This is a genomic window from Streptomyces spiramenti (genome assembly GCF_012034385.1).
Classification (GTDB): Bacteria; Actinomycetota; Actinomycetes; order Streptomycetales; family Streptomycetaceae; genus Streptomyces; species Streptomyces spiramenti.
Map to the genome: position 1 here is coordinate 1 of NZ_JAAVJB010000015.1, position 26,648 is coordinate 26,648.

Below are 26,648 nucleotides of genomic sequence, written 5' to 3' on the forward strand. Positions count from 1 at the left end.
GTCCAGGACCACGGAGTCCGGCAGGAGCGCGGTCAGCGCCCTGGCCGCGGGCATCGCCGCGACCGCCACCCTGGTGGAGCTGGACGTCGTGGTGGTCGGCGGCGGAGTGGCGCAGTCCGGCGAGGTGCTGTTCGCGCCGCTCGCCTCCGCGCTCGACGAGTACGCCGCGCTGCCCTACGTGCGCGGTCTCCCCGTCCGTCCGGCGCTCCTCGGCGGGGACGCCGGGCTCGTCGGCGCCGCGGCAGCGGTGCGTCGCTCCCCGGGCGGCGACTGACGGACGTTTCCGCGCCCCGTCGCAGCGGGCACCTGATTCCAGGCCGACACGAGGAGGGTCACTGGTGATCATCTGGCTCAACGGCGCCCAGGGCGCGGGCATGTCCGCCGCGGCCGGGGAGCTGACCGCGCTCCTGCCGGACTCCGTGGTCCTGGACCCCGAACGCATCGGTGACCTGCTGCGGGTCACGCTCCCGGCACGACGCCTCAAGGAGGTGGCGAACGATCAGGAACTCCCGTCCTGGCGCTGGCTGCTGGTGGAGACGGCGGCAGCCGTGCACCGCGAGACCGGCGGCGTCCTGGTGCTGCCGCTGCCGGTGCTGAGCCAGGAGCTCCGCGACGAGATGTTCGGTGGCCTCGCCTCGCGCGGCCTGTCGGTGCGGCACGTGCTGCTCGATGCTGAAGAAACGATCCTTCGCGGGCGGTTCCTGAACCACGGCCCGGACGGCGCGGCAGCGTCGGCCGCGACCGTGTCGGCCGAGTCCGTCGCCGACACGCGGGCTTGCGCCTGGACCCGCGACCACCTGCCCGCCTACCGCGCGGCGCTGCCCTGGCTCCGGACCGACGCCCACGTCCTGGACACCTCCCACCTCACCGCCCGGGAGACCGCCGAACAGGTCGCGGCGGCGGTCGGGGAGGGAGCCGGCGCTTGCGAGATCGTGCAGTCGCCGCGCCCGACCGCCGCCACCGTGGCGGCCGGCATGCTGATCTTCGACGAGCAGGACCGCGTGCTGCTCGTCGACCCCACCTACAAGCCGGGCTGGGAGTTCCCCGGCGGGGTCGTCGAGCCCGGCGAACCCCCGTCCTGCGCCGCGCTCCGCGAGGTCACCGAGGAACTGGGGTTGCGGCTCGCGGACGGCCCCGCGCTCCTCGTCGTCGACTGGGAGCCGCCGGTGCCGCCGGGCTTCGGCGGCATCCGCATGCTGTTCGACGGCGGCCGGCTCGCCGAGGACCGCCTCGGGGAACTGCTCCTGCCCGGCGAGGAACTGCGGCAGTGGCGCTTCGTCGGCACGGCGGAAGCCGAACAGCTCCTCTCGCCCGGCCGTTTCCGGCGACTGCGGTGGGCACTGGAGGCACGCGCGCGGGGGAGGACCATCAACCTGGAGGCGGGGACACCGGTCAGCTAGTGACGGCGCCCGGCCGCGGCACGGCCGCGCCGGACGTCCCGGCACGGCGAGGTCCGGCGCGGGCCGTTCGGCTCCCCGTGGAGCGGGCCGCGGTGTCCGGTGCCGCGCGTCGAAGGGCATCGGACCGCAGGTCGTACGCGGTCGTTCTCCTGCGGTCCGGGGAGCGCGGCGAGGTGCGTGGCGTGCCGTGCCGGGCGTCCGCTCCCCCCACGCGTGATCCGAACGACGCACGCCCCGGCAGGCACGCTCCGCTTACCTCCAATGGCTCTCCGTGTTCCCCGCATGGTCCCGCACCGCTGGTGGACCGGCACGCGACGTGGCTGACTCGGAGCAGTCCTCCCGAAGCAGAAGGAGTCACGACGTGGAACCCCGCGAGGGGGCCGGCCGCGAAAGCCGGCCCCGCACCATAGTTGGACGGGTGGGCGCACCGGCGCCGCTCACCCCCAGCAGCAAGGCCCGCCGCCCCCGCGGGTCCAGCCGCCGGTACGGGAGACGGTCAGCGCCCTGACCGCACCAGCGACGACCCCCGCCGGACAGCGCCCGGCGGAGAGTCGACACGAGGGCCCCGCCCCGGCAACAGCCGGGAACGGGGCCCTCGTCACGCCCCGCCGCGGGGCGCCGCGCAGGTCGGTCGGCGCCGGGCTCGACTCGGTCGGCGCCGCGCGGGTCAGCCGGCGTCGGGGCCCACCGAGCGGGCGTACTCCCGGAGGAACACCGCCTCGGCGACCGACATCCGCTCCAACTCCTGCGGCGAGACGCTCTCGTCCACCGCGTGGATGCGCGCCGCCGGCTCGCTCAACCCGATCAGCAGCAGCTCCGCCTCCGGGTACAGCCCCGCGAGCGTCGAGGTCAGCGGGATCGAACCGCCCTGCCCCGTGATCTCCATCGGCGCCCCGTCGTAGGCCGCCGCCATCGCCGTCGCCATCGCCGCGTATGCGGGGCTGTCGGTGTCCGCGCGGAACGGGTGCCCCTCACCGGCGGCCTCCACCTCCACCCGGGCGCCCCACGGCGCGTGCGCCTCCAGGTGCGAGGCCAGCAGCTTCGCCGCCTCGGCCGGGTCCGTGCCCGGCGGCACCCGCAGACTCACCAGGGCCCGCGCCTGCGCGTGCACCGACGGCGTGGCACCCACCACCGGTGGGCAGTCGATGCCGAGCACCGTCACCGCCGGGCGCGCCCACAGTCGGTCGGCGACCTCGCCGGAACCGATCAGCTCCACCCCGTCCAACACCCGCGCGTCCGCACGGAACTGGTCCTCCGGGTACGCCGTGCCGGGCCAGACCTCGTCCGCACCGAGCCCGTCGACCGTGGTCGACCCGTCCGCCGCGCGCAGCGAGTCCAGCACGCGGATCAACGCCGCCAGCGCGTCCGGCGCGGCGCCGCCGAACGAACCGGAGTGCAGGTTGCCCTCCAGGGTCCGCACCGTCACCCGCGCCATCGTCATGCCCCGCAGCACGGCGGTCACCGTGGGACGGCCGACCTGGAAGTTGCCGCAGTCGCCGATCACGATGGTGTCGGCCCGCAGCAGCTCCGGGTGCGCCTCGGCGTACCGCTCCAGCCCGCCGGTGCCCTGCTCCTCGGAGCCCTCCACGATCACCTTCACCCCGACCGGCACACCGCCCGAGGCGCGCAGCGCCCGCAGCGCCAGCAGGTGCATGATCAGGCCGCCCTTGCAGTCGGCGGCGCCCCGGCCGTACCAGCGGCCGTCCCGCTCCGTCAGCTCGAACGGCGGAGAGGTCCACGCCGCCTCGTCGAGCGGCGGCTGCACGTCGTAGTGCGCGTACAGCAGCACCGTGGGCGCGCCGGCCGGTCCGGGCAGGTAGCCGTACACGGACTGCGTGCCGTCGGGGGTCTCCAGCAGTGCGACGTCCGTGAACCCCTCCGCGCGCAGTGCGTCCGCGACCCAGCCCGCGGCTCGCTCGCACTCCTCCGGGGGGAACTGCGCGGGGTCCGCCACCGAGCGGAACGAGACCAGCTCGGCCAGTTCGCGGCGGGCCTCGGGCATCATCGCGGCGACCGCCGTCGCGAGGGTGGCGTCGTCGGGGTGGTGAGTCGGCATCGTGTGCGGCTCCTCAGCGGGACGGACACGGCCCGCGACGGCTCGGCGGACCGGATGGTTCTCGGGGTGCGGAGATCATCCCACAGCGCCGACGGCGTGCGGCGGCGCCGTAGGATGCGGAAGCGGTTGGCCGAGAGGCGGCCCGGGCCAGGGCCGGTCGAGACGGGTGGACGGGAGCGTCAGCGACAGGTGAGCAGGGACAGCGCGGCCGGAAACGGCGACGAGGTGTGGGACGTCATCGTGGTGGGCGCAGGCCCGGCCGGTTCGTCCGCCGCACGGGCGGCTGCCGCCGCCGGGCGGCGGACGCTGCTGCTGGAGAAGGCCGAGCTGCCGCGGTACAAGACGTGCGGCGGCGGGATCATCGGACCGACCCGCGACGCGCTCCCGCCCGGGTTCGAACTCCCGCTGCGCGAACGCGTCCACGCCGTCACCTTCTCCCTCGACGGCAGGCTCAACCGCACCCGCCGCTCCCGGCGGATGCTCTTCGGGCTGGTGAACCGGCCCGAGTTCGACCAGGCGCTGGTCGAGGCCGCGGCTGCCGCTGGTGCGGTGCTGCGCACCGGCGCCCAGGTGGCGCGGGTGGAGCAGCACGGCGCGGCCGTCCCCGACCGGCGCACGGTCGCCGTCGTCCTGTCGGACGGTGAGACGCTGCTGGCGCGCGCCGTGGTCGGCGCCGACGGTTCCGCCAGCCGCATAGGGACACACGTCGGCGTCCGTCTGGAACAGGTCGACCTGGGGTTGGAGTCGGAGATCCCGGTACCGCCGGAGGTCGCCGCCGACTGGAAGGGGCGCGTCCTGCTCGACTGGGGGCCGCTGCCCGGCTCCTACGGCTGGGTCTTCCCGAAGGGCGACACCCTCACCGTCGGTGTCATCGCCCGGCGCGGCGAGGGCGCCGCGACGCGGCAGTATCTCAGCGACTTCATCGGCAGGCTGGGACTGGCGGGCTTCGAACCGTCCGTCTCCTCCGGGCATCTGACCCGCTGTCGCACCGACGACTCGCCGCTGTCACGCGGCCGGGTGCTGGTCTGCGGCGACGCGGCGGGGCTACTGGAGCCGTGGACCCGCGAGGGCATCTCCTTCGCGCTGCGCTCGGGACGGCTGGCGGGGGAGTGGGCGGTGCGCATCGCCGAGGCCGGGGACGCGGTCGACGCCCGCCGGCAGGCGCTCAACTACACCTTTGCCGTGAAGTCGGGGCTCGGTGCCGAGATGGGCGTCGGCCGGCGCCTGCTCGACATGTTCACCCGGCGGCCCCGCCTGGTGCACTCGGCGCTCATCGGCTTCCGCCCCGCGTGGACGGCGTTCACTCAGATCACCCGGGGCTCCCACACCCTCGCCGGCATCGTCCGCACCTCCCCGGTGGCCCGCAAGGTCCTCGAACTGCGGGACCGCCCGTGAGCGGGAGGGGCGGGGGCGGGGTGAGGGATGGGCGAAATGCCGGATTTTGGTAAAGTGAGTAAAATCCGGGCTCGGCACAGATAACGCCGCAGGTCGCGCACTCTCCTCCCCGCGCATGCGGGGGTGTTCCCCGCGGCCGAGCTGGAGAAGATGTTCAACGCCCCTCCTCCCCGCGCATGCGGGGGTGTTCCCAACCAGCTGTTCGCCAGCGCGCGACGCCTCGGCTCCTCCCCGCGCATGCGGGGGTGTTCCCCAGGCGACAACCCGCGGCCGGTCGGCCGGTCGCTCCTCCCCGCGCATGCGGGGGTGTTCCCTCTGCTGGTCCCGGGCGCGGCCGATGATCTCCCTCCTCCCCGCGCATGCGGGGGTGTTCCCTGAATCGCACCGAAATGACACCGACTGACACCCTCCTCCCCGCGCATGCGGGGGTGTTCCCGCCGTCCGCGAGTACGCGGCCACCCTGGTCGCCTCCTCCCCGCGCATGCGGGGGTGTTCCCGAATTCGCGGCGGCCGAACTGCTGAATTCTCACTCCTCCCCGTGCATGCGGGGGTGTTCCCGAGCGGCCGTTGACCATCACAACGGTGGCGGTCTCCTCCCCGCGCATGCGGGGGTGTTCCCCGCGTCGCCCCCGGTGAGTTGCTTCATGAGCGCTCCTCCCCGCGCATGCGGGGGTGTTCCCTGACGGAACAGGGACTCGACGCGGACGACCCGCTCCTCCCCGCGCATGCGGGGGTGTTCCCCGGGCCATCAACGCGATGAACGACCACGCCCGCTCCTCCCCGCGCATGCGGGGGTGTTCCCCGCAGGAGGGGGTCAGCGAAGGGGGCTTCGGCCTCCTCCCCGCGCATGCGGGGGTGTTCCCGACAAGATCAGGGGTGGGATCGACTGGGTCGTCTCCTCCCCGCGTATGCGGAGGTGCTCCGTGTCGGGCAGGCGGGGCGTTCCCGGTATGGCAGTGCCGACGGTGTGGCGTTGCAGTTTCGCTGAGGGTGTCGGGCAAGGGGGAGGTTATGGGCAGCCGCGCGCGGTGCTTCGGGTCAGTCGTCTCCGACGGCGATGTTCAGTTCGCTCACCAGGGCCTGCGCGAGGTCGTGCTGCTGGCCCACGTCGATGCGGACCTTGGCAAGGTGGGGGAGGCCCCGGAGGCTGGTGAGGTCATTCCCGCGCAGATCGGCGCCGCGGTAGCGGCCAGGGCCGAACTCGGTGAGGCGCAATGTGCAGTCAGAGAAGACGACATTCGACAGGTCGCAGTCGGCGAAGGCGGCTTCGGTGAGAATGCAGCCGACGAACACAACAGAGCCGGTGGCGCGGACATTGGTGAAGGTTGCGTAGTCGAGTCTGCAGTTCTCGAACAGCACATTGTCCAGCACCAGGCTGTCAAACGTGGCGCCGAGGAGCTTGGTATCTCGGATGGTGACGCGCGTCAGCTTGCTCTCGCTCCAGCGCGCCGCGCCGAGATCGCTACCGGTGATCTCGATGCCGTGCAGGTTCATGGTCTCGAACTCGACACGCTGCGCGTGAACGCTGTGGATGCGGCCTGTGGTCAGCTGGGTGCCGGCGAGTTCGAGCGTGCGGAGGTCCGCGTCACCGAAGGTGAAGTCCTGGACGGTGTCCCGCGCGTTGGCCAGCGTGCTGACCTTGGTGAGGTAGAGGCCCGGCTCGCCGAGATCAGGCACGGTGATTGTTGCGGTGCCGAAGGTGCGGGTGCTGATGATGCGACGCTCCTAGTTCTGCTCCGGGCCCCTGGTGAAGTTCATCACGACTCAACGGCAGTGGGCGGAAGCATGACGCCCGACTCCTCGAAGCGGGCAACTCCGGACGTGGTGCACTACTGGAGCCGTCGAAGCGGCCGTCGTGCGCAAAGTGTCGTTTGGTCGGGTGACCCCTCTCCGTGCGTTCTGGGGCGTTCCAGTCCGCGATGACGAGCGAGGCGAAGCCCCACTGAGCGAGAGTGAGGTGGGGCTTCGGGCGGCTTCGCGGTGTGAGTTTCAGCCTTTGATCCTCGGGGTCTTGACGCCGGTTAGGAACGAGGCGAAGGCGCCGGTCGGGACCGCTAGGGCTGGACCGGCCGGGTTCTTGGAATCACGGACAGGGACCACGCTTCGGGAGGCTGCCAGGTTCGTGGCGACCTCAATGCACTGGCCCCCGCCACCGCTGTAGGAGGAGGTGAACCACCGAGGAGACTCGCTCCAGTTCATCATGGGTGCCCTTTCGTGCGTCTCGGATCATGACTTCGGATGCTGCTGCCCGCGTGTCCATAGCGGACCTGAAACCTCTTGGTCACAGGGGATATGGTCGAGTACGGCCTGCCGGGCGGCAGGCTGCTCAGCCTCTGACAGGGCCTGATGTTCGCCCACGCTACGACCGCGCGCGACAGTCACCGGTCTGCCACTGCGTCCACCAGTTCACTCATACACCATCAACGATCCTGAACTCAGAGGGTTTCGGATCACTAGCTCGTGATCTCATTCGCTTTCACCGCAGACACAAACGTTGACCACTCGCGTGCCGTGAAGACGATAGCGGGGCCGGTGGGCGCCTTGGAGTCTCGGACGGGGACCGTGGCTGTGTGCCCGTCGGAAACCTCGATGCACCCGCCGGCTCCATTCTCGCTGTAGGTACTCTTCCGCCAGTTGGCCAAGAAAGACGCGTCGTTGATTCTTGCACTCATGATTCAACTTTCTCCAGGTATGCGCGGATCAGTGCCAGTGACTCATCCGCTGAATGTGCCAGTGAGCGTGCCAGGTCGAACTTCTGGCTCAGTTCCAGCACGCGTTGCGGTGCTTCGACCGGCTCGCCGGAGTCAAAGCTTTCAACTACCGCGATGGTCCCGCCATCGCGCAGGGTGTGCAAGGTCAAGCTGCCGCCCATCATGGGGTGAGCGCCTTGACTGAACGGCAAGACCTGGACCGTGACGTATGGGCGAGCCGCCATGGCGAGCACATGCCGTAGCTGTGATGTCATGCACCCATTTCCACCCATTGGTCGCATGAGTGCTGCTTCGTCCATGATTGCCCAGTAGTAGGGTGGGGACTTGCGGTGGAGAATCCTCTGCCTGCGCATGCGGAGTCCCGCCAGCTCATTGATGTCGTCCTCGGACCTCCCCGGAAGTGACCTGCGGAACACCTCCTTCATGTAGTCCTCGGTTTGAAGTAGTCCAGGTACTGCCGAGCTGTTGAAGACTTGGATTCGCTTGGCTTCGGGCTCCCGGTGGACTGCATCTCGACTGTATCCGGGTAGCAAACTGTCGCGAGCCAGCTCAAGAAGCTCTGTCAGCACTCCGTCGGTTTCGAAGAAGCGGTCAAGGCGTTGGGCGAGTGATTCCGAAGGAAGCTGCTCGCCGAGTTCCACGCGCCCGATGTAGCTGTGCGGGAATCCCACCGATTCACCGACGGCCCGCAGGGACAGGCCCCGTGACTCGCGGTAGCGCCGGAGTCGTCGGCCGAGTCGCGCGCGTGGGCTGAGGGTTCCGTCTTCGTTGTCCAACTCCATCGGTGCCCCCTTGTCCCCTGTCACCTCGCGACGTTCGGTGACAGCTCGGATATGTACAGTTCCCGCCGCAGTGCTGATGCTTGTAGGCAGTTCGTCACGTACCGCAGCGAGAGAGATGAGTACCACACGCGGGACCGCACCAACGCGGGCTTGTTGAGGGACAGTCGATACGCGAGGCAAGGAACGCCCCCTGTGACCACCACTGCACCCGCCACGGGCGAGGGAACTTCACCACAGCGACTGCGCACTGTGTTGACCGCCGTGGGCATAGCGCTGCCGATGGTCGCCGCTTCGCGTGTCCGGCGCCCGGTGACGGGTGGCTCGGCGCGGCTGGTCCGCGCTCGCCCGATGCGCGCCGGGACCGCGCCCCGTTCCACCGAACCGCTGCGGGTGGCTTCGCCGGCGGGGTGTGGCGATGGGTGAGTGCTCTACATGCCGTGGACTCCGCGAAGCACTGAGTCAGCTCCAACAAGGCGGTGCCATCACCGTGCTGCGTGAGGCGCGGGCGTCCAGGCGGGCGCCCGAGCGCATCGGGCGGGCGATCAGCACCGGGGACGAGGGCGGGTCCGAGATGCCTCCCGCTCCCGCGCAGGCGGACGACGAATCGCCGGAAGCGCTGCCTGACCTGCTCGCTCGGTCATCAGAGTTGCGTCGGTTGGTTGATGCGCACTTGAAGGAGTTGAGGCGGCGGTGAGTGGTGGGTATCGGTTCGCGCGGCTGGTTCTGGTGCGGGATCGTGGGCCGCTCGTCTTCCGCGCGCAGTGCGAGGTCTGTGCGGAGATCGGCCCGCAGGCGGCGACCGGGGACGCGGCCATGATGTGGGCCGTCCTCCACGTGGACGACCACCCGGGCCACGACCGCTTCCGTGAGCTCAGCTCCACGCCGTACCGGGCGGAGTCCCGGTCGTGAGCGCCGGGCGGTATGTGGACGGCTACCACTGCGAGGTGGTCGCGCGGTCGCCGGATGCGGCGGGGGAGTGGTACCTGGCGACCACCTGGGCCGACACCCCCGACGAAGCCCTTGGCTGGCTCCACCACCAGGCCACTCGGCTCGCGGATGTGCTCGACGCCGCCGAGGACGACCAGGCGGCGGAACAGTGCCGGTACGCGGCCCCGGTTGCTGCGGTCTTCCGGGAGTGGACGGCCGATGCGGAGTTCCGCGCGGTGCAGTGCGCCGCCCTGGCCGGCGGGCAGCCGATCAGCGCGAACGCCCGGGGCCCGGACCGGGTCTGCGGTTCCGCCGACGTAGAAGTTCTCTACTCGCTGGCCGCTCGGCCGATCCTTCGGCCTGTCCTCACCCCTTTCGGGAGCAGCCGTGTCGATCGTCGATGACCCGCGAGCCGCAGCGATGTCCTGCCCCGCCGTCGAGATACGTGCCGGCGACTTCCTGACGCTGGGCGGCTCATGCCTGCGCGTCACCGCAGCCGCTCACCGGGGCGGCACCACCTGGGTGGAGCTCGACCGCAGCGTGCAACTGCGCCTGCCGTCGGACCGCGACGTGACGGTGATCCGTCCGGTCCGCCCCGCTCGCCGTGCCCGACCTGTGCGGTCCCCGCAGCCGCTGCGCGCCTCCTGTGCGCGCTGACCCCAAGCCCCGCCCCTGTCGGGAGGACCAGCGGTTCTCCTCTTCGCCGCCATGGCCCCGGCAGGGGCGGCGTACCTCTTCCGCGGATGCGGGAGTACCCGCGTGACGATCCGGAGCGTCGTGGTCGCCACCGCCGATGCGGCCCGGTGCGGAGTCGATCCCACAGACGAGGAGAGAGCACGCCCGGACCGCCCGGACCGTTCCCGACTGCGTGCGCGGGCCGTCGCGGAGGCGGTCGTGCTTCCCCGCCGCACCGGCGCGTGCGCCGTGCGCCGGGCGGGCACGCTTGCGCTCCTCGGGCGACCGCGCGCCCTACCGGCGGTCCGGGGCGGCGTCAATGATGAGCGGCACCGCACGAGAACCAGGTGACCCGCACGCCCCTGCCCTGCTCGGGGACGCGTGCGCCGGAAGGAGCTCATGGTGTTGCTGCTCATCTCCCCGGACGGCCTCGACGAGGCCCTCGACTGCGCGAAGGCTGCCGACCACCTCGACATCGTCGACGTGAAGAAGCCCGACGAGGGTTCGCTCGGCGCCAACTTCCCGTGGGTGATCCGGGAGATCCGCGACGCCGTCCCGGCCGGCAAGCCGGTCTCCGCGACGGTGGGGGACGTGCCGTACAAGCCCGGCACCGTAGCCCAGGCCGCGCTCGGCGCCGTCGTCTCCGGCGCGACGTACATCAAGGTCGGGTTGTACGGCTGCACCACTCCCGACCAGGGCATCGACGTGATGCGCGCCGTGGTCCGGGCCGTCAAGGACCACCGCCCGGACGCGCTCGTCGTCGCGTCGGGCTACGCCGATGCCCACCGCGTCGGCTGCGTCAACCCGCTGGCGCTGCCCGACATCGCGGCGCGCTCCGGCGCCGACGCCGCCATGCTGGACACCGCCATCAAGGACGGCACCCGGCTGTTCGACCACGTCTCGGAGGACGCCTGCGCCGAGTTCGTCCGGCTCTCCCACGCCGCCGGGCTGCTCGCCGCGCTCGCCGGCAGCGTCAAGGCGGTCGACCTCGGCGCGTTGACCCGCATGGGGACGGACATCGTCGGCGTGCGGGGCGCCGTCTGCGAGGGCGGGGACCGCAACGCCGGTCGGATCAAGCCGGAACTGGTCGCCGCCTTCCGGGCCGAGATGGACCGGCAGTCCCGGGAGGCCGCCGTCGGCGTCCCCGCGGCCTCCTCACCCGCGGCGTGACGACCTCCGCCACGCCCGGCGGAGCGGCGACCGCGCGCGGCGGCGCGCGGTTCGCCGTGGCCGACCCGGCCACCGGCGAACCCTTCGACGAGGCGCCCGACCAGTCCGCCGACGCGCTGGACGCGGTCGTGGCCAGAGCCCGCCGGGCCTGGCCCGGCTGGCGGTCGGACCCGGCCGCCCGGGAGACGGCGCTGCGCGCCGCCGCCGACGCAGTCGAGGCCGCCGCCGACGACCTCGCCCCGCTCCTCACCCGCGAGCAGGGCAAACCCCTGGCGGAGTCGCGGGCCGAGGTCGCCCGCACCGCCGCGCGGCTGCGCTGGTTCGCCGGCCTGACGCCCCGGACGCGGGTGGTCGACGACGGGCGGCCCGTCCACAGCGAGGTCCGCTGGCGCTCCCTCGGCCCGGTCGCCGCGATCGTGCCGTGGAACTTCCCGCTCCAACTCGCCGCGGCGAAGGTGGCGCCCGCGCTCGCGGCAGGCAACACCGTTGTCCTCAAACCGTCGCCGCACACCCCGCTGACCGCGCGGCTGCTCGGCTCGCTCCTCGCGACCGTGCTGCCCGACGACGTCCTGACCGTCGTCACCGGCAACGAACCGCTCGGTGCCCGACTCGCCTCCCACCCGGGGATCGCCCACGTCACCTTCACCGGCTCGGTGCCCACGGGCCGAGCCGTCGCGGGGGCCGCGGCGCAGACGCTGGCCCGGGTGACCCTGGAACTCGGCGGGAACGACGCCGCCGTCCTCCTCGACGACGTCGACGTGGACCGGATCGCGGACCGGCTGTTCTGGGCTGGGTTCCGCAACTGCGGGCAGGTCTGCATGGCCGTCAAACGCGTCTACGCCCCCGCGCACCGCCACGCCGAGATCGTCGAGGCGCTCGCCGACCGCGCGCGGAGCGTCACCGTCGGACCCGGGCTCGACCCGGCCAGCCGGATCGGCCCGCTCAACAACGCGCCGCAGCTCGCTCGCGTGGAGCAACTCACCGAGCGGGCGCTGGCGTCCGGCGCCCGCGTCGCGGCGGGCGGCCGGCGGCCGGACCGGCCCGGCTACTTCTACGCCCCCACCGTCCTCACCGACGTGCCCCCCGACAGCCCGGTCGTCACCGAGGAGCAGTTCGGCCCGGTGCTGCCCGTCCTGCCCTACCGGGACCTCGACGAAGCGGTGGCGGCGGCCAACTCCACCGGCTACGGCCTGGGCGGCTCGGTCTGGGGCACCGACCTCGACCGCGCCGAAGCCGTGGCGGAGCGGCTCGAATGCGGCACCGCCTGGATCAACCACCACGCCGAGCTCTCCCTCGCCCAGCCCTTCGCGGGGATCAAGGACAGCGGCGTCGGGGTCGCCGGCGGCCCCTGGGGGCTCTACGGCAACCTGCGGCCGTTCGTTCTCCACCGCCCGACGGAGGCATGACGATGGAGTTCCGGGCGGCCGTGCTCCGCTCCCACGACGCGCCGTTCACGGTCGAGGACGTCACCCTGCGCGCCGAGCCGGGACCGGGCGAGATCCTGGTGCGCATCGCGGGCGCCGGGCTGTGCCGCACCGACCTCGGCGTCCGCCGCTCCGGCGGCCGGAGCCCGCTGCCCGCGGTCCTCGGCCACGAGGGCTCCGGCGTCGTGGTGGGGACCGGCGGTGGCCCCGACGCCGCCATCGCCGTCGGCGACCACGTGGTGCTGAGCTTCGACTCGTGCGGCCGGTGCCCCCACTGCCACGGCGCCGCCCCCGCCTACTGCGAGTCCTTCCCCGACCTCAACCTCTTCGGCGGCCGGAAGGAAACACCGCCGCTCACCGACGCCGCCGGGGCGGCGCTCGCACCCCGCTGGTTCGGCCAGTCCTCGTTCGCCCAGTACGCGCTCGTCGCCTCCCGCAACGCCGTACGGGTGGACCCGGCGCTCCCGGTCGAACTGCTGGGCCCGCTCGGCTGCGGCTTCCTCACCGGCGCGGGGACCGTCCTCAACACCTTCGGTGCCGGCCCCGGCGACACCCTGACCGTCCTCGGCGCGGGCGCGGTCGGCCTCGCTGCGGTCATGGCGGCCACCGCCGCTGGCGTCACCACCGTGGCCGTCGACCGGCACCCCGGTCGGCTCGACCTCGCCCGGCGGTTCGGCGCCCTCCCGCTGGCCGCCGACCCCGGGGGAGCGACGGCACTGCCCGAGCGCATCCGCAGCCTGACCGACGGCGGCTCCCACCACGCCCTGGACACCACCGCCTCACCCGCGCTCATCAACGACGCGCTCCGGTCGCTGCGCCCCACCGGCACCCTCGCCCTCGTGGCGCGGCTCCACGCCCCGCTGGCACTCGAACCGGGCACGCTCGACCGCGGTCGCGGCATCCGCCACGTCTGCGAGGGAGACGCCGTGCCCGCGCTCCTCATCCCGCGCCTCACCCGGCTGTGGCAGGCCGGACGCTTCCCCTTCGACCAGCTGATCCGCACCTACCCGCTGGCCGACATCAACCAGGCCGAACGCGACTGCGAAGCGGGCCGCGTCGTCAAACCGGTGCTGCTGCCGGAGCGCGCGCGTCCATGAGCTGAGCCGTCCCCCGCCGAACCAACCGCCCCCCGCCGCGCCGTCGCGCGCGGGCACCCCCAACCCCGATCCGTCAACGGAGGAACCATGGTCGGCACGGCGAGCGAGCACATCGAGGCAGAAGGCGTGGACGGAGGTGTCGGACTGACCGCGCTGCTGGTCGCCGCCGCGCGCGCCATCGAGACGCACCGCCACGACAGCCTCGCCCAGGACCCCTACGCGGAGCACTTCGTGCGCGCCGCCCCGGCGTGCGCGCAGTGGCCGATCCGCATCGAGGAGGCGGCCGGCGGCGACGGCAACCCGCTCTGGGGCCGGTTCGCCCGCTACTTCGGACTGCGCACCAGGGTCCTCGACGACTTCCTGCTCCGGTCGCTCGCCGCCGGACCCCGCCAGGTGGTGCTGCTCGGCGCCGGGCTGGACACCCGTGCCTTCCGCCTCGACCGCCCCGCCGACAGTGTGGTCTACGAGGTCGACCGCGCGGGTGTACTCGCCTTCAAGGAGCGGGTCCTCGACGGGCTGGCGGCCACCCCGAGGGGCGGGCGCGTCCCCGTCCCGGTCGACCTCCGTGAGGACTGGGTCACCGCACTGACCGGCGCCGGCTTCGACCCGACCGAGCCGAGCGTCTGGTTCGCCGAGGGGCTGCTCTTCTACCTCCCCGCCGCCGCGGAGACCTACCTCGTCGACACCGTGGACCGTCTCACCACCGAGGGCAGTTCACTGGCCTTCGAGGTCAAGGTGGAGAAGGACCTGATGGCGTACCGGGACAGCGCCACCTACACCGCCACGCACGCCCAGATCGGGATCGACCTCCTCGCCCTCTTCGACAAGGGACCGCGCCCCGACTCGCTCGCGCAGCTGACCAACCGTGACTGGTCCGCACAGGTCCACACCCCGTTCGAGTTCACCCGGCGCCACGGCCGCGGCCCGCTGCCGGAGCCCAACGACGCGCTGGAGGGGAACCGGTGGGTCCTCGCCCGCAAGGGCGGACCGCCGCTCTGACGCGGCTCTCGCCGGGGCCGGTCAGCTCCCCGGCGCCTCGTCGTCGGCCCCCTCCGGGGCCTCGCGCGAGCGCCGGGTGAGGACCGCGACGAGCGCCGTCCCCGCACACAGGGCGGCGGCGCTCACCCCGAGCGACCAGCGCATCCCGGCCGCCGCGCCCAGCACCCCCACCGTCAGACCACTGCCGACACGCAACCCGTTGGCCGACATGCCGTACAGGCCGAGGACACGCCCGCGGGCACCGTCCGGCGCCCGCAGCTGCACGATCGTCTGCCCGATGGACATCGACGCCAGATTGGCCACTCCTCCCGCGAGCAGCAGCACCAGCGCCAGCGGGAACGACCTGGTCAGGGCGAAACCCAGGACCGCCGCCCCGTAGAGCGCCGTGCTCGCCACCGCCGCCCGCACGCTGGGACGGATCCGCCCGGTGGCCTCCAGCAGCACGCCGCCGATCACCCCGCCCACCCCGCTCGCGAGGAGCAGCATCCCGTACGCCAGCCCCGCGTCCGACAGGCCGAAGTCGTCCACGAAGACCGGCATCACCGCTCCCAGCGACGAGCCCACGAACAGCGACGCCAACCCCGCCAGCGCGATCATGCTGACCAGTGTCCGGTCGCCGCGCACCTCGCGCAGCACCCGCAGGGACTCCACCAGCCCCACGCGCGGCCGACCGCCGCCGCCCCGGGTGTGACCGGTGAAGCGGGTGCGGAGCAGGAACAGCGTCAGCGGCAGGTAGAACAGCACGTTGACGAAGATCCCCGCGGTCGGGCCCAGTCCGATCAGCAGCACCGATCCGACGACCGGCCCGCACAGCACCCCGAGGTTGCGGAAGGTCGCGTTGAGCCGTACGGCACTGGGCAGCTCGCGCGGCCCGACGAAGTCGTACAGCAGCAGCTGCTCGCCGGGGGTCCACAACGACCCGGCGACGCCGTGCAGCACCAGCAGCACGCACGCCGCCCACATGGTCAGCGAGTCGGTGAGGAAGAGCACGCCCCACGCCGCGGAGACCGCCATGAAGAGCAGTTGCGCGGCCTGGACCACGCGGCGGCAGTCGAACCGGTCGGCGAGACCCCCGAACCAGACGGACAGCAGGAGGAACGGCAGCCAGTGGCTGATCACCTGGAACCCCGTCAGTGCCGGCGACTCGAAGACCTGCCACAGCACCCAGTAGGTGATGACGTGCTCCACGTTGTCCGCCATCATCGCCAGCCCCGTGCCGAACAGGTACGGGCGGCAGTCGGGATTGCGCAGCGCAGCGAACCGGCGCGGCGCGGGGGCCCCTCCCGTCCCGTCCCCGACGGGCGGTACGGCGGCGGAGCCCCGAGATGCCCCGGGGGCCGGTGCCGACGCGCGTGCCGCGGGCGGCGGGGGGACGTGTGCGGGCACCCCGCAGGAGGAACACATGGCCCGGCCTTTCGCTGCTGGGCCCGCCGGGCGGCGGAGCCACCGGACCGTCGCGGGCGAGGAAAGCCTCGCGCCGACGCCCGGCCGTGTCAACGCGGCGCCCGGCCGGAGCAGCAGCGAGGGTGCGGCGGACGGTGGGCGCCCGGCCGGTCCGGTCACCGGTTCCGGCGCCCGGCGCGACAACCCGGCACCCGTCGGCAGGTGTTGCCCCCGGGGTGCACGCTGCCGCCACCGGCGGCCACCGGACTCCCCGGATTTGTTTCACGGCTGCACAAAGTGAGAATGGAGGGGTGACCCCGACACGAATCAAGCTCGACCGCGGCCGTGGCGCCCTCGGCCCCGCCCTGGAACTGGTCCACACCGGGCGGGCGCCCACCCGTGCCGTCCTCACCACCGAGCTCGGCGTCACCCGCGCCACCGCCGGTGCCGTCGCCACCGAGCTCCAGGCCCTCGGCCTCATCACGGTCGACCCCCGGCCCCACGCCGCCTCCGGCGCCCAGGGGCGCCCCTCGCACCGGCTCGACATCGCCGCCGACGGCCCCGTCGTGCTCGCCGTCCAGGTCCACGCCGACGGCTACCGGGTCGCGCTCGTGGGTCTCGGAGGCCGCATCGTCGCCACCGCACCGGCCTGCATGACCGTGGACGCCGACCCTGCGCGCATCATCGGCGACGCCGTCGCAGCCGGCGCGGAACTGCTCGCCGCGACCGGGCGCCGCTGCCTGGGCGCCGGACTCGCGGTCCCCTCAGCCGTCGCCGAACCCGAGGGCACCGCCCTCAACCCGCTGCACGTGGCCTGGCCCGCGGGCGCCCGCGTCCACGACATCTTCCGGGACTGCCTCGCGGCGGCGGGGATCGGCGTCCCCGGCCGCTGCGGGAACGACGTCAACCTCGCCGCGCTCGCCGAGCACCGCCACGGCGCCGGGCAGGGCTCCCAGCACCTGCTCTGCGTGGCCACCGGCCACCGCGGCGTCGGCGGCGCACTCGTCCTGGACGGCCGGCTCCACACCGGCAGCGCCGGCCTCGCGCTGGAGGTCGGGCACCTGATCGTCGACCCCGCCGGCCGGGCCTGCCACTGCGGCGCCCGCGGCTGCCTGGACGTCGAGACCGACCCCCTCGCCCTGCTGGAGACCGCGGGCGTCACCCCCGACCCGGCGCTCTCGCCGCTCGACCAGGCGCGCGCCCTGCTCGGCGAGGGCCACCCCGCCGAACCCGGGACCCGGCAGGCCGTGGAACAGCTGGTGGACCGGCTGGGGCAGGGACTCGCGACCATGGTCAACGTCCTCAACCCCGACCGCATCATCCTCGGCGGACTCCACCAGAGCCTGCTCGCCGCCGCCCCCGAGCGGCTTCGCTCGGTCGTCGCCGACCGCAGCCTGTGGGGACGCAGCGGCAGCGTCCCCATCCTGCCGTGCTCGCTCGGCCACAACAGCCTGGTCGGTGCCGCCGAACTCGCCTGGCAGCCCGTCCTCGACGACCCCGCCACCGCACTCGCCGTGCGCTGAGCACGGGCGTCACTGCTCCGCTCGCCCGGGGCCGGGCCGCGCGCCCCGTCGGTCCCGGTGCCGCCGCGCGTGCGCCCCTCCGGCAGGGCGGGCCCGGCGACCACCGTCGACCACCGGCGGGCAGAACGAAGGCCCACGACGGCGCGCGGCCGGAGCAGGGACCGCCCCGACCGGGGCCACGCCCGAAAGGGCAGGCACCGAGGCGCCGCGGTTCCGGGCCGCCGCCGCACGCCCGGACGTCGTGTTCCGGTCGCCGGGGCCACGCGGGGGGCCGGTGATCCGCCGGCGGGAACCCGGGAGGTTCGCCGGCCGGGCGGCACGGCGAGGGCTCGTCACCCCGGGGGCGTCTCACGTGTCGACGGTCAGCCGAGAACGCCCCGCCGGTAGGCCACCGCCACCGCGGCGGCCCGGTCCCTCACGTCCAGCTTGCCGTAGATGTGTGTCAGATGGGTCTTGACGGTCGCCTCGCTGATGAACAGCCCACGAGCGATCTCCCGGTTCGACGCACCGCGCGCCACCTCCTCCAGCACCTGCACCTCCCGCGCGGAGAGCGTCTCCTCGACAGTCCGAGCAGTGGGGCGGCGCACCGCCGTGACCAGGCGTGAGGCGACCGCCGGAGACAACACGGTACGGCCCTCCGCCGCCGCTCGGATGGCATCGAACAGCTCGTCGCGCAGCGCGTCCTTCAGCAGGTACCCCGTGGCGCCGGCCTCGATCGCAGGCAAGGTGTCGGAGTCGGTGTCGAAGGTGGTGAGCACCAGCACGCGTGCCCGTGCGCCGCGTCGGGTCAGCTCGGCGATGGCATCCACGCCGCTCCCGGCCGGCATGCGCAGGTCCATGAGGACGACGTCCGGGTCCACGCGCAGCGTCATCTCCACCGCTTCCGTGCCGCCGGACGCCTCCCCGAGCACCGTGAAGCCGTCCGCGGGGTCCAGGATGCCGCGCAGGCCGTCCCGCACCACCGGGTGGTCGTCGACGATCAGCAGGGTGATCGTCCCCGTGTTCTCAGCGTTCATAGGGCACCGACGGTACGCGTGCGGACACGGCGGTGCCCAGCCCCGGCTCCGACTCCACGGTCAGCTCGCCCGCCAGCCGCTCCGCGCGGGCGCGCATGCCCTCCAGGCCGAACCCGGACGCGGTGTCCCGCTCGGGCAGGGCGGACAGGTCGAACCCCCGGCCGTCGTCGCGCACGTCGAGCACGACCTGCTCACCGATGCACGAGAGGGTCACGCCGACCCGGCCGGCCGTCGCGTGGCGTGCCGTGTTGGACAGCGCCTCCGCCGCGATGCGCAGCAGCGTCGCCTCCACCTCCTCGTGCAGTGGTTCGTAGGAGCCCGTGAGGGTGAACTCGGCTTTCACTCCGGAATGTTCGGACCAACGGACGACGGTCTTCTCCAGTGCCTCGGGCAGGTCGTCCTCGGCCAGCGCGACCGGCGCGAGGTTGGCGATCGCCCGGCGCGCCTCGCCGAGGCTGTGGCGGGCCAGGTGCAGGGCCCGTTCGACGTGCACGCGGGTCGCGCCCTGTTCCCGGGTGTCGGTGACGACCTGGAGCTGGGCGATGACGCCGGTCAGGTCCTGGGCGACGGTGTCGTGGATCTCCGCCGCGAGCCTGCGGCGCTCGTCGGCGATCCCGGCCTCTCTCGCCTGGAGGAGAAGCTGGTCGTGCAGAGCCGCGTTCTCCACCAGGGCCCGTTCCAACGCGAGGTTGGCGTGCTCCAGCTCCCGGATGGCCGCCACACGCTTCCGGGAGCGGTCCTCCTCCTTCCCGGCGTCCCGCTGGACGGTCAGGAAGATGCCCATGTTGGCGGCGACCAGCATGCCGTAGAACACCCAGCTCGCCGTGTCCCCGGGCGGCAGTCCTCCGATCTGCGCGCCCGCGACCGTCGCGGCGGTCGCCAGCAGGCCGAGAGGGATCCAGCGGCGGGGCACCAGCTGCTCGATGTCGAAGCACCCGACCGCCGCGAAGAAGGCGCAGAACGGATTGAGCCAGGCCAGGCCGAACGCCAGGGCGGAGCGCAGCGCGTAGTAGGCGGCGCCGGCAGCACCGGGCCCGGGTCTGCCGCGTGCCACCCGGTCCCACCACAGCTGCAGGAAGAGCGCCGCGGCGGCGAGCGCCCCCGCGGCCACCCAGTCGGCGCCGTCCATCCCGACCAGGGACGAGGTCGCCGCGGAGAGTACCAGGCTGAGGCCGAGAAGCGCCGGAGGGCTGAAGCGAAGGAACAGCCGCGGTCGCGCGTCGCGCGCGGTCTGCGGCTCGGGGACCGGGATGGACGCGTCGGATGCCACGTCCTCAGTGTCGGTCATGGCATCCGCCGCGCGTCTCACGTCCCTCACTCCCAGCGGAACCAGCGTGCTGCGGTGGCGGACAGCAGCAGCGTCCACAGGGCCAGTACGGCGAGGTGGGCCCAGTCCGGCCAGTCGCCGGCGGTGGCCTGGTTCAGGGCCTGGGCGGCGGCGCCGAAGGGCAGCGCCTCCATGATGCCGGCCATCAGGTCGGGCATCTGCTGGATGGGCATGTAGACGCCGGCCGCGAGCATCGCGGGGAAGAACACCGAGATGCTGACCGCCTGGGCGATCTTCGTGGTGGGGGACAGCGCGGAGATCAGCGCGCCGAGCGCCAGCACGCACACCACCGCAAGCAGCAGGGTCAACAGGTAGCCCACGACCTGGCGGGGCAGGGCGACGTCGGAGAAGACGCGCCCCACCGCGAGGGTGAGCCCGGCGGAGATCAGCGAGGCGACGGCGTGCAGTCCCACCTGGGCACCGAGGACGGCGGCGGGGCGTACGGGGGTAGTCGACATCCGGCGCAGGACGCCGCGCTCGCGGTAGCCCGTGATCACCGGCGGCATCGCCATCAGGCCAGCCATGATCATCGAAAGGAGCACGGCGACGGGCACGTATGCCTCGACGGTGGACAGGCCGCCGAGCTCCTCGTTGGCCTCCGTCATGGACGGGATGAAACCGAGGACCAGCAGCAGCAGCGTGGGGAAGGCCATCACCCAGAACACCGAGCCGGGCTCACGGAAGAACAGGAGCAGCTCCGCGCGCATCACGGCCCGCCCGGGACGGGGGGTGGTGGTGGCGGAAGGTTTCGGGGGTGCGGTGGCGGCGCTCACGCGTCGGCTCCCGTCAGGTCGAGGAAGGCGTCATCGAGAGTGGAGTCGGTGACCCGCAGCTGGTGGGCGCTCACCCGGTTGCGGGCGAGCAGGCTGATCACCGCGTTGACGGTCTCGTCGGTGCCCGCGAGGGTGACCCTCCCGTCGTGGTGCGAGACGGACGCGAGGCCCGGCAGGGCGGCGAGGACGTCCTCCTCCAACGGGCGGGAGGGAGTGAAGGAGATGACGGTGCCGCTCGCGGACCGCGCGACCAGTCCGGAGGGGGTGTCCAGCGCGGCGACCCGCCCCCGGTCGAAGATCGCGACCCGGTCGCACAGCCGCTGCGCCTCCTCCATGAAGTGCGTGACGAGCAGAACGGTGACGCCGCCCGCCCTGACGTCCTCGATCAGCGCCCACACCTCGCGCCGCGCCGCCGGATCCAGACCGGTGGTCAGCTCGTCCAGGACGACGACCCGAGGGTTGCCGACCAGGGCGAGGGCGATCGCCAGTCGCTGCTTCTGACCACCGGACAACTGCGCGAAACGAGTGCCGAGCTTCTCCTCCAGGCCGAGACGCCCGGCCAGGGTGCGCCAGTCCGCGGGGCGCGGGTAACAGGCCGCGAACAGCTGGAGCGACTCGGCGACGGTGAGCTTGCCCTGCAACTCACTCTCCTGCAGCTGCGCGCCGACGACGAGAGTCGTCCTCGCGCGGTCGGCGAACGGGTCCAGCCCGCACACACGAACCGTGCCGCTGTCCGGAACGCGCAGCCCGAGGACGGACTCGACGGTGGTGGTCTTGCCGGCGCCGTTGGGGCCGAGCACCCCGAAGATCTCGCCCTCCTCCACCGCGAGGGAGACGCCGTCCACGACGGGGCGCCCGCCGTAGCTCTTGCGCAGGTCGCGCACTTCGATGACTGTCATGCCCGCACACTCCCAGGCGTGGCCGGGGCGGCACATCGCCCATCACGCTCGCAGGGGATCAACCGATCGGTTGACCCCGCGGCGACCCATCGGAGGACCCTGGCGGTGCCCCGGCGTCTCGGTGCCGGCTCGCGGGCCCGTCGTCGACGCCACCGGCCGCCGAGCCCTCACCTTCCTCCGGACCCCTCCGACCGGGTGGCCGGGCAGGCGACGTGGGCGAGGGGAGGCCGCCCACCTGTCTGGTGAATGGCGCCGGCAAGGCCTGCGGTGTCCGGTGCGGTGGATCGCACGGCGGGGCGTCGCAGCTCGTACCCGTCGTACTCGCGCAAGGCTCCAACGCGGCGGGATGCCGTGCCGGGCGCCGCGGGCCGGGCGGGATCTATCAGACAGGGCCTAGGCCTTGGCGTCCGCGTAGCACTCCACCACCGCCACGGTGAACGGGAACCGCACCGGCGACGCCCCGAACGCCAGCCTCCCGGCCGCCTCCCCGGCGGCGCGCACCGCGGCGGCCACCTGGGCCGCCTGCTCGGCCGGGCAGTGAACGATGACCTCGTCGTGCTGGAAGAAGACCAGCTCCGCCGGTGTGCCCGCCAGCGAGCGCCGCAACGCCGCCAGCATCAGCAGCGCCCACTCCGCCGCGCTGCCCTGGACCACGAAGTTGCGGGTGAACCGGCCCCGCGCCCGCGCGGCGGCGCCCCTCCTCGACGGCGGCTCCCCGCCCTCCGGCACCTCGCCGCCGAGGCCGTCGTCCCCCGCCTCCGCCGGCGGGCAGGTCCGCCCCAGATGGGTGCGGACCAGCCGCCCCCGCTCCCCGGCCTCCGCCGCCTCGTCCACGTACCGCACCGCCACCGGATACCGGCCGCGCAACCCGGCGAGATGCCGCAACCCCTCCCCGGAGGTCTGCCCGTACACCGCGCCGAGCACCGCGAGCTTGGCCCGCTCGCGGTCCCCGGAGAACAGCCGCAGCGACAGCGCGGCGTAGAGGTCGCCCTCCTGAGCGGCGACCTCCGCCAGCGCCGGATCGCCCGACACGGCGGCCAGCACCCGCGGTTCCAACTGGGCGGCGTCCGCCACCACCAGCCGCCACCCCGGGTCCGCCCGCACCGCCCGGCGCACCACCCGCGGGATCTGCAACGCGCCGCCGCCGTTGGTCGTCCACCGGCCCGACGCCGCGCCCCCCGGCACGTACCGCGCGCGGAACCGGCCCTCGTGCACCCAACTCCGCAGCCAGTTGCGGCCGTGCGCGGTGTGCACCCGGTACAGCCGCTTGTACTCCAGCAGCGGCGCCACCGCCGGGTGGTCGACCTGCCGCAGCTCCCAGGAACGCGTCGAACGCACCGGGAACCCCGCTCCCCGGAACGCCGCCAGCACCTGCGCCGGCAGGTCCGGCCGCACCCGGAACCCGAACGCCGCCGACACCTCGCCCGCCAGTTCCGTCAGCCGCCGCGGCTCCAGGCCGCCCGGCGGAGCGGGACCGAGCAACTCGTCCAGCAGCGCCAGGTGCACATCGGCACGCCACGGCAGTCCCGCCGCGTCCATCTCCGCGGCGACCAGGGCCCCCGCCGACTCCGCCGCGAGCAGCAACGTCAACCGGCCCGGGTGCTCGGTGGCGGCGGTGCGCCGCAGCTGGGCGCCGTAGACCTCCAGCAGCGCGGTCAGCGGGTCGGTACCTCCGGGCAGCACCGGTCGCGCCGAGTCCTCGAAGAGCGACGGCTGCGCGTCACCGGCGGCCGGCGCGGGCGGATCCGGCGGCACCGGCAGCCCGCGCAGCCGCGCCAACGCGGCGGGCAGCCCCCGCGGCTCCCCGAAGGCGCCCTCGTGCCCGAGCAGCACCGCCTCCGCCGCCTCCACGTCGTAGCACCGCGCCACGTCCACGCCGGCCGCCAGCGCTCCCGCGACCTCCGCCGTGGAACGCCACACCCACCGCGTCCCGGGCGGCGCCGCCCGCAACGCGGCGGCCGGATCGGCGGCCGAGCGCGGGGCCTCCGCAGCCGTCCCCTCCCGCGTCAGCGGGCAGTACCGTGCCGACCCGTCGGCCGCCACCGCCACCGCCCACCTCGCCGCTTCCATGAGGCGAGTCTGCCTCCCCCCACCGACAACCCTCCCTCGGCGACCCGCCGCCTGCCGGCCCCGGCCGCCGGCTGCCGGTCCACGGCACCGCCGGTCGCCGCCCCCGGCCGCGCTCCGCATACGATCGTGCCGTGACCACCGAGCCCCCGCAGCCGACGGCACCGCGCACCCTCGACCTGGACCGCAGCGACCCCGCTTACCGGTCCTGGCTGAAGGACGCCGTGCGCAAGGTCCAGGCGGACGCCAACCGCAGCGCCGACACCCACCTGCTGCGTTTCCCGCTGCCCGAGCGGTGGGGCATCGACCTGTACCTCAAGGACGAGTCGACGCACCCCACCGGCAGCCTCAAGCACCGGCTGGCGCGCTCCCTCTTCCTCTACGCCCTCTGCAACGGCTGGGTCCGGCCCGGACGCCCGGTCATCGAGGCGTCGTCCGGCTCCACCGCGGTCTCGGAGGCCTACTTCGCCCGGTTGATCGGCGTGCCGTTCATCGCCGTCATGCCCGCCGGGACCAGCGCCGAGAAAACCCGGCTGATCGAGCTCCACGGCGGCACCTGCCACCTGGTGGACGACCCGCGCACGGTCTACGACGTCTCCGCCCGGCTCGCCGCCGAGACCGGCGGGCACTACATGGACCAGTTCACCTACGCGGAGCGCGCCACCGACTGGCGGGGCAACAACAACATCGCCGAGTCGATCTACCAGCAGATGCGGCTGGAGCGGTACCCGGAGCCGACGTGGATCGTCGCCACCGCCGGTACCGGCGGCACCTCCGCCACCATCGCCCGCTACGTCCGGTACATGCAGTACGACACCCGGGTCTGCGTCCCGGACCCCGAGAACTCCTGCTTCTTCGACGGCTGGGCCGACGAGGACCCCGCCGCCACCAGCGACCGCGGCTCCCGCATCGAGGGCATCGGCCGCCCCCGCATGGAGCCCAGCTTCCTGCCGCACGCCATCGACCGGATGATGCGTGTCCCCGACGCCGCCAGCGTCGCCGCGGTACGGACCCTGGAGGACCGCTGCGGCAACCGTGCCGGCGGCTCCACCGGTACCGGCCTGTGGGCGGCCTGGAAGATCGTCGCCGAGATGCTCGCCGCCGGCGAGCGCGGGTCCGTCGTCTCGCTGCTGTGCGACCCGGGCGACCGCTACCTGGAGAAGTACTACTCGGACAGCTGGCTCGCCGAACAGGGGCTGGACATCACGCCGCACCGCCGCGCCATCGACGCCTTCCTCGCGACCGGGAGTTGGCAGGGCTGACCCCGCGGGAGTGGCACCGCACCGCACCGCCGGTGGCGGCGTGCCGGGCACGCCGGAGACCGCCGTGGTCTGCCAGAATCCCCTGATGCACTCCGCCCCCGGGCATCCGCGGCGCACGGCCGGACCGCGAGCTGTCGGCCCGGACGACGCGTCGCGCCGATGAACCCGCGTGGCGCGGCGGTGCCTTCCTCGGTACCCGCACTGACGGCCGTCGTCGCGGCGCTGGCCCTGGCGGCCCTCACCGTCCTCGTGCTCCGCGCGGGGGAGCCGTTCGCGCCCGACCGTGCCGCTCTCGCGTGGTCGGTGGACCACCGGCCCGACACCGCACGGCAACTCGTCACCGCACTCACCCACACCGGCAGCGGGCCCCTGCCCTACGCCATGGTCGTCGCGGCCGGTTACCGGGCCGGCCGCGCCACGTCCCGGCCGGTCGTCTGGGCCGCCGGTTTCCTCGCCGCACTGCTCGGCGGCCAGCTGCTGCGATTCCTGCTGATGACCGCCGTGGCGCGGACCCGGCCCCCGGAGGCCGACTGGGCGCTGCACGTCTCCCGTCACGCCTTCCCCTCCGGTCACACCGCGACCGCGGCGATGGCTGCGGCGCTCGTCGTCGCCGCGCTCCTGATCCACGCGGACGGGCGCACCGGGGCCGTGGACCGCGCGGCGGGCTTCCTCGCGCTGTGGACCGTCGCCGTCGGCGCCAGCCGGGTGTACCTCGGTGTGCACTGGTTCACCGACGTCGTGGGCGGCTGGCTCTTCGCCACCGCCTGGATCGGGGCGCTGGCCCTGCTGTGGCAGCGCCGCCACCCCGGCGGCCCGCTCGACCCCGCCCCCCGCTGAGCCGACCCGTCGCCCGGGAGCGGCGCGGTCCGTGTCGGACGGCTCCCGGGGCGGTCACCCCGCCGGGGCCACCCGCACCTCCACCTCCGCCCGCCGCAGCGCCTGGCGGGCGTCCCGCGGCGGTGGGGCGTCCGTGACCAGGACGTCCACCGCCTCCAGCCGGGCGAAGGTCCGCAACTCCGCCGTCCGCCACTTCGCCGCGTCCGCCACCAGCACCACCCGCCCCGCCGCCGCCAGCAGACGGCCGTTGGTCGCCGCCTCCGCCAGGTTGGGCGCGGTGAGCCCCGACGCGACCCCCAGGCCGTGAGCCCCCAGCACCAGCACGTCCACGTGGAACGAGGCCAGCACGGCGTCGGCGACCGGGCCGACCAACGCGTCCGACGGCGTGCGCACGCCACCGGTCAGCACCACCTCCGCGGGAGAGACACCCGCGTCGAGACCGTGCAGCAGCTCCGCCACGGGAAGCGAGTTCGTCACCACCGTCAGCCCCGCCGTCGGGGCCAGTTCGCGGGCCACCGCACACACCGTCGTCCCGCCGCCGAACGCCACCGAGCCCGACCGCGGCAGCAGCGCCGCCGCGACCCGGCCGATGCGCCGCTTCTCCGCGGCACCCAGTGCGCCTTCTCCCGGAAGCCGGGCTCGGCGTACAGCCCGGTGGGCCCCGCCCCGCCGTGCACCTTCCGCAAGGCGCCCCGACGCTCCAACGTGTCCAGGTCGCGTCGCACCGTCATCTCCGAGACGCCCAGCTCGGCAGTGAGCTCGCTGACCCGCACCCCGCCCCTGCGCCGCAACGCGGCGACGATCAACGCCCTGCGCTGCCCCGCCAACAGCGTGCCCTCACCCCCCCACCGCCGACCTCCGCTCCGCGTGTGCCGGCCGGCGCGGCCGGTCCGCCCGTCATCCTCGCACGGCCCGAAACGTCCGA

General features: G+C 73.6%; 24 protein-coding genes, 1 pseudogene and 1 CRISPR repeat array. Of the genes and pseudogenes, 13 read left to right on the plus strand and 12 right to left on the minus strand.

Going from position 1 to position 26,648, the window contains the following annotated elements:
* Both HCJ92_RS03695 and HCJ92_RS03700 read left to right on the plus strand, forming a co-directional pair.
* Positions 1 to 274: ROK family protein (locus HCJ92_RS03695; protein ID WP_167931938.1), on the plus strand; the 274-nt coding region annotated here is incomplete at its 5' end.
* 64 nt (positions 275 to 338) lie between these two features.
* Entirely contained in the window at positions 339 to 1,400 is a 1,062-nt protein-coding gene (locus HCJ92_RS03700; protein ID WP_167931939.1) for an NUDIX domain-containing protein, read from the plus strand.
* A gap of 667 nt (positions 1,401 to 2,067) precedes the next feature.
* Here HCJ92_RS03700 and HCJ92_RS03705 read toward each other — a convergent pair.
* On the minus strand, positions 2,068 to 3,456 hold the full coding sequence (locus HCJ92_RS03705; protein WP_167931940.1) for a dipeptidase: 1,389 nt from the start codon (positions 3,454 to 3,456) through the stop codon (positions 2,068 to 2,070).
* 189 nt (positions 3,457 to 3,645) lie between these two features.
* Here HCJ92_RS03705 and HCJ92_RS03710 point away from each other — a divergent pair, with 189 nt between their 5' ends.
* On the plus strand, positions 3,646 to 4,851 hold the full coding sequence (locus tag HCJ92_RS03710) for a geranylgeranyl reductase family protein (RefSeq protein ID WP_338054003.1): 1,206 nt from the start codon (positions 3,646 to 3,648) through the stop codon (positions 4,849 to 4,851).
* Between the two features lie 102 nt (positions 4,852 to 4,953).
* Positions 4,954 to 5,775: direct repeats of the CRISPR family, unit length 29 nt; unit sequence CTCCTCCCCGCGCATGCGGGGGTGTTCCC.
* Positions 5,776 to 5,889: 114 nt separating this feature from the next.
* Here HCJ92_RS03710 and HCJ92_RS03715 read toward each other — a convergent pair.
* The 4 genes from HCJ92_RS03715 to HCJ92_RS03730 form a co-directional block, all read right to left on the minus strand.
* Entirely contained in the window at positions 5,890 to 6,528 is a 639-nt protein-coding gene (locus HCJ92_RS03715) for a pentapeptide repeat-containing protein (protein WP_167931941.1), read from the minus strand.
* Positions 6,529 to 6,840: 312 nt separating this feature from the next.
* Positions 6,841 to 7,053 carry a DUF397 domain-containing protein gene (locus tag HCJ92_RS03720; protein ID WP_167931942.1) on the minus strand — a complete coding sequence of 71 codons (213 nt, stop codon included), beginning with the start codon at positions 7,051 to 7,053 and terminating at the stop codon, positions 6,841 to 6,843.
* Positions 7,054 to 7,304: 251 nt separating this feature from the next.
* On the minus strand, positions 7,305 to 7,523 hold the full coding sequence (locus tag HCJ92_RS03725; RefSeq protein WP_167931943.1) for a DUF397 domain-containing protein: 219 nt from the start codon (positions 7,521 to 7,523) through the stop codon (positions 7,305 to 7,307).
* Positions 7,520 to 8,344 carry a helix-turn-helix domain-containing protein gene (locus HCJ92_RS03730; protein ID WP_167931944.1) on the minus strand — a complete coding sequence of 275 codons (825 nt, stop codon included), beginning with the start codon at positions 8,342 to 8,344 and terminating at the stop codon, positions 7,520 to 7,522. Before HCJ92_RS03730 ends, HCJ92_RS03725 begins: the two co-directional genes overlap by 4 nt.
* 690 nt (positions 8,345 to 9,034) lie before the next feature.
* Here HCJ92_RS03730 and HCJ92_RS03735 point away from each other — a divergent pair.
* The 7 genes from HCJ92_RS03735 (at position 9,035) to HCJ92_RS03765 (ending at position 14,636) form a co-directional block, all read left to right on the plus strand.
* Positions 9,035 to 9,253 carry a DUF7848 domain-containing protein gene (locus HCJ92_RS03735; protein WP_167931945.1) on the plus strand — a complete coding sequence of 73 codons (219 nt, stop codon included), beginning with the start codon at positions 9,035 to 9,037 and terminating at the stop codon, positions 9,251 to 9,253.
* The gene (locus tag HCJ92_RS03740) at positions 9,250 to 9,675 is read left to right on the plus strand and encodes a hypothetical protein (RefSeq protein ID WP_167931946.1); all 426 of its coding nucleotides are present in this window, start codon (positions 9,250 to 9,252) and stop codon (positions 9,673 to 9,675) included. Before HCJ92_RS03735 ends, HCJ92_RS03740 begins: the two co-directional genes overlap by 4 nt.
* Positions 9,659 to 9,928, plus strand: coding sequence for a hypothetical protein (locus HCJ92_RS03745; protein WP_167931947.1), 270 nt, complete (start codon positions 9,659 to 9,661; stop codon positions 9,926 to 9,928). The genes HCJ92_RS03740 and HCJ92_RS03745 overlap by 17 nt, the downstream gene beginning before the upstream one ends.
* 420 nt (positions 9,929 to 10,348) lie before the next feature.
* A complete protein-coding gene (locus HCJ92_RS03750) occupies positions 10,349 to 11,116 on the plus strand; it encodes a (5-formylfuran-3-yl)methyl phosphate synthase (protein WP_167931972.1) in 768 nt (255 codons plus the stop codon).
* Complete coding sequence (locus tag HCJ92_RS03755) at positions 11,113 to 12,522, plus strand: aldehyde dehydrogenase family protein (RefSeq protein WP_167931948.1); 1,410 nt, start codon at positions 11,113 to 11,115, stop codon at positions 12,520 to 12,522. The genes HCJ92_RS03750 and HCJ92_RS03755 overlap by 4 nt, the downstream gene beginning before the upstream one ends.
* A 2-nt stretch (positions 12,523 to 12,524) precedes the next feature.
* Positions 12,525 to 13,637, plus strand: a complete 1,113-nt coding sequence (locus tag HCJ92_RS03760) for an NAD(P)-dependent alcohol dehydrogenase (protein ID WP_167931973.1) — start codon at positions 12,525 to 12,527, stop codon at positions 13,635 to 13,637.
* An 87-nt stretch (positions 13,638 to 13,724) separates the two neighbouring features.
* Positions 13,725 to 14,636, plus strand: coding sequence for a class I SAM-dependent methyltransferase (locus HCJ92_RS03765; protein WP_167931949.1), 912 nt, complete (start codon positions 13,725 to 13,727; stop codon positions 14,634 to 14,636).
* A 21-nt stretch (positions 14,637 to 14,657) separates the two neighbouring features.
* On the opposite strand, the gene HCJ92_RS03770 is transcribed toward HCJ92_RS03765, so the two are convergent.
* Positions 14,658 to 16,040 carry an MFS transporter gene (locus tag HCJ92_RS03770; RefSeq protein WP_167931950.1) on the minus strand — a complete coding sequence of 461 codons (1,383 nt, stop codon included), beginning with the start codon at positions 16,038 to 16,040 and terminating at the stop codon, positions 14,658 to 14,660.
* Positions 16,041 to 16,330: 290 nt separating this feature from the next.
* Here HCJ92_RS03770 and HCJ92_RS03775 point away from each other — a divergent pair, with 290 nt between their 5' ends.
* On the plus strand, positions 16,331 to 17,542 hold the full coding sequence (locus HCJ92_RS03775) for an ROK family protein (protein ID WP_167931951.1): 1,212 nt from the start codon (positions 16,331 to 16,333) through the stop codon (positions 17,540 to 17,542).
* A gap of 362 nt (positions 17,543 to 17,904) precedes the next feature.
* On the opposite strand, the gene HCJ92_RS03780 is transcribed toward HCJ92_RS03775, so the two are convergent.
* The 5 genes from HCJ92_RS03780 to HCJ92_RS03800 form a co-directional block, all read right to left on the minus strand.
* On the minus strand, positions 17,905 to 18,558 hold the full coding sequence (locus tag HCJ92_RS03780; protein WP_167931952.1) for a response regulator: 654 nt from the start codon (positions 18,556 to 18,558) through the stop codon (positions 17,905 to 17,907).
* Positions 18,548 to 19,846, minus strand: coding sequence for a sensor histidine kinase (locus tag HCJ92_RS03785; protein ID WP_167931953.1), 1,299 nt, complete (start codon positions 19,844 to 19,846; stop codon positions 18,548 to 18,550). The genes HCJ92_RS03780 and HCJ92_RS03785 overlap by 11 nt, the downstream gene beginning before the upstream one ends.
* A gap of 26 nt (positions 19,847 to 19,872) precedes the next feature.
* Positions 19,873 to 20,658, minus strand: coding sequence for an ABC transporter permease (locus HCJ92_RS03790; protein WP_338054004.1), 786 nt, complete (start codon positions 20,656 to 20,658; stop codon positions 19,873 to 19,875).
* Entirely contained in the window at positions 20,655 to 21,557 is a 903-nt protein-coding gene (locus tag HCJ92_RS03795; protein WP_167931954.1) for an ABC transporter ATP-binding protein, read from the minus strand. The genes HCJ92_RS03790 and HCJ92_RS03795 overlap by 4 nt, the downstream gene beginning before the upstream one ends.
* Before the next feature lie 393 nt (positions 21,558 to 21,950).
* On the minus strand, positions 21,951 to 23,627 hold the full coding sequence (locus HCJ92_RS03800; protein ID WP_167931955.1) for a bifunctional 3'-5' exonuclease/DNA polymerase: 1,677 nt from the start codon (positions 23,625 to 23,627) through the stop codon (positions 21,951 to 21,953).
* A 131-nt stretch (positions 23,628 to 23,758) separates the two neighbouring features.
* Here HCJ92_RS03800 and HCJ92_RS03805 point away from each other — a divergent pair, with 131 nt between their 5' ends.
* Complete coding sequence (locus HCJ92_RS03805) at positions 23,759 to 24,886, plus strand: pyridoxal-phosphate dependent enzyme (RefSeq protein ID WP_167931956.1); 1,128 nt, start codon at positions 23,759 to 23,761, stop codon at positions 24,884 to 24,886.
* Positions 24,887 to 25,045: 159 nt separating this feature from the next.
* Positions 25,046 to 25,723, plus strand: coding sequence for a phosphatase PAP2 family protein (locus tag HCJ92_RS03810; protein ID WP_167931957.1), 678 nt, complete (start codon positions 25,046 to 25,048; stop codon positions 25,721 to 25,723).
* A 54-nt stretch (positions 25,724 to 25,777) separates the two neighbouring features.
* Here the strand turns inward: HCJ92_RS03810 and HCJ92_RS25750 are convergent.
* A pseudogene (locus tag HCJ92_RS25750) lies at positions 25,778 to 26,553 on the minus strand (DeoR/GlpR family DNA-binding transcription regulator).
* Between the last annotated feature and the right edge of the window lie 95 nt (positions 26,554 to 26,648).

What these genes read in the sequence shown, in the direction of transcription:
- HCJ92_RS03810 (WP_167931957.1), top strand. Translation starts at nt 25,046, where the DNA reads ATGAACCCGCGTGGCGCGGCGGTGCCTTCCTCGGTACCCGCACTGACG.
- HCJ92_RS03800 (WP_167931955.1), bottom strand. Translation starts at nt 23,627, where the DNA reads ATGGAAGCGGCGAGGTGGGCGGTGGCGGTGGCGGCCGACGGGTCGGCA.
- HCJ92_RS03795 (WP_167931954.1), bottom strand. Translation starts at nt 21,557, where the DNA reads ATGACAGTCATCGAAGTGCGCGACCTGCGCAAGAGCTACGGCGGGCGC.
- HCJ92_RS03725 (WP_167931943.1), bottom strand. Translation starts at nt 7,523, where the DNA reads ATGAGTGCAAGAATCAACGACGCGTCTTTCTTGGCCAACTGGCGGAAG.
- HCJ92_RS03770 (WP_167931950.1), bottom strand. Translation starts at nt 16,040, where the DNA reads ATGTGTTCCTCCTGCGGGGTGCCCGCACACGTCCCCCCGCCGCCCGCG.
- HCJ92_RS03705 (WP_167931940.1), bottom strand. Translation starts at nt 3,456, where the DNA reads ATGCCGACTCACCACCCCGACGACGCCACCCTCGCGACGGCGGTCGCC.
- HCJ92_RS03785 (WP_167931953.1), bottom strand. Translation starts at nt 19,846, where the DNA reads ATGACCGACACTGAGGACGTGGCATCCGACGCGTCCATCCCGGTCCCC.
- HCJ92_RS03730 (WP_167931944.1), bottom strand. Translation starts at nt 8,344, where the DNA reads ATGGAGTTGGACAACGAAGACGGAACCCTCAGCCCACGCGCGCGACTC.
- HCJ92_RS03720 (WP_167931942.1), bottom strand. Translation starts at nt 7,053, where the DNA reads ATGATGAACTGGAGCGAGTCTCCTCGGTGGTTCACCTCCTCCTACAGC.
- HCJ92_RS03780 (WP_167931952.1), bottom strand. Translation starts at nt 18,558, where the DNA reads ATGAACGCTGAGAACACGGGGACGATCACCCTGCTGATCGTCGACGAC.
- HCJ92_RS03765 (WP_167931949.1), top strand. Translation starts at nt 13,725, where the DNA reads ATGGTCGGCACGGCGAGCGAGCACATCGAGGCAGAAGGCGTGGACGGA.
- HCJ92_RS03760 (WP_167931973.1), top strand. Translation starts at nt 12,525, where the DNA reads ATGGAGTTCCGGGCGGCCGTGCTCCGCTCCCACGACGCGCCGTTCACG.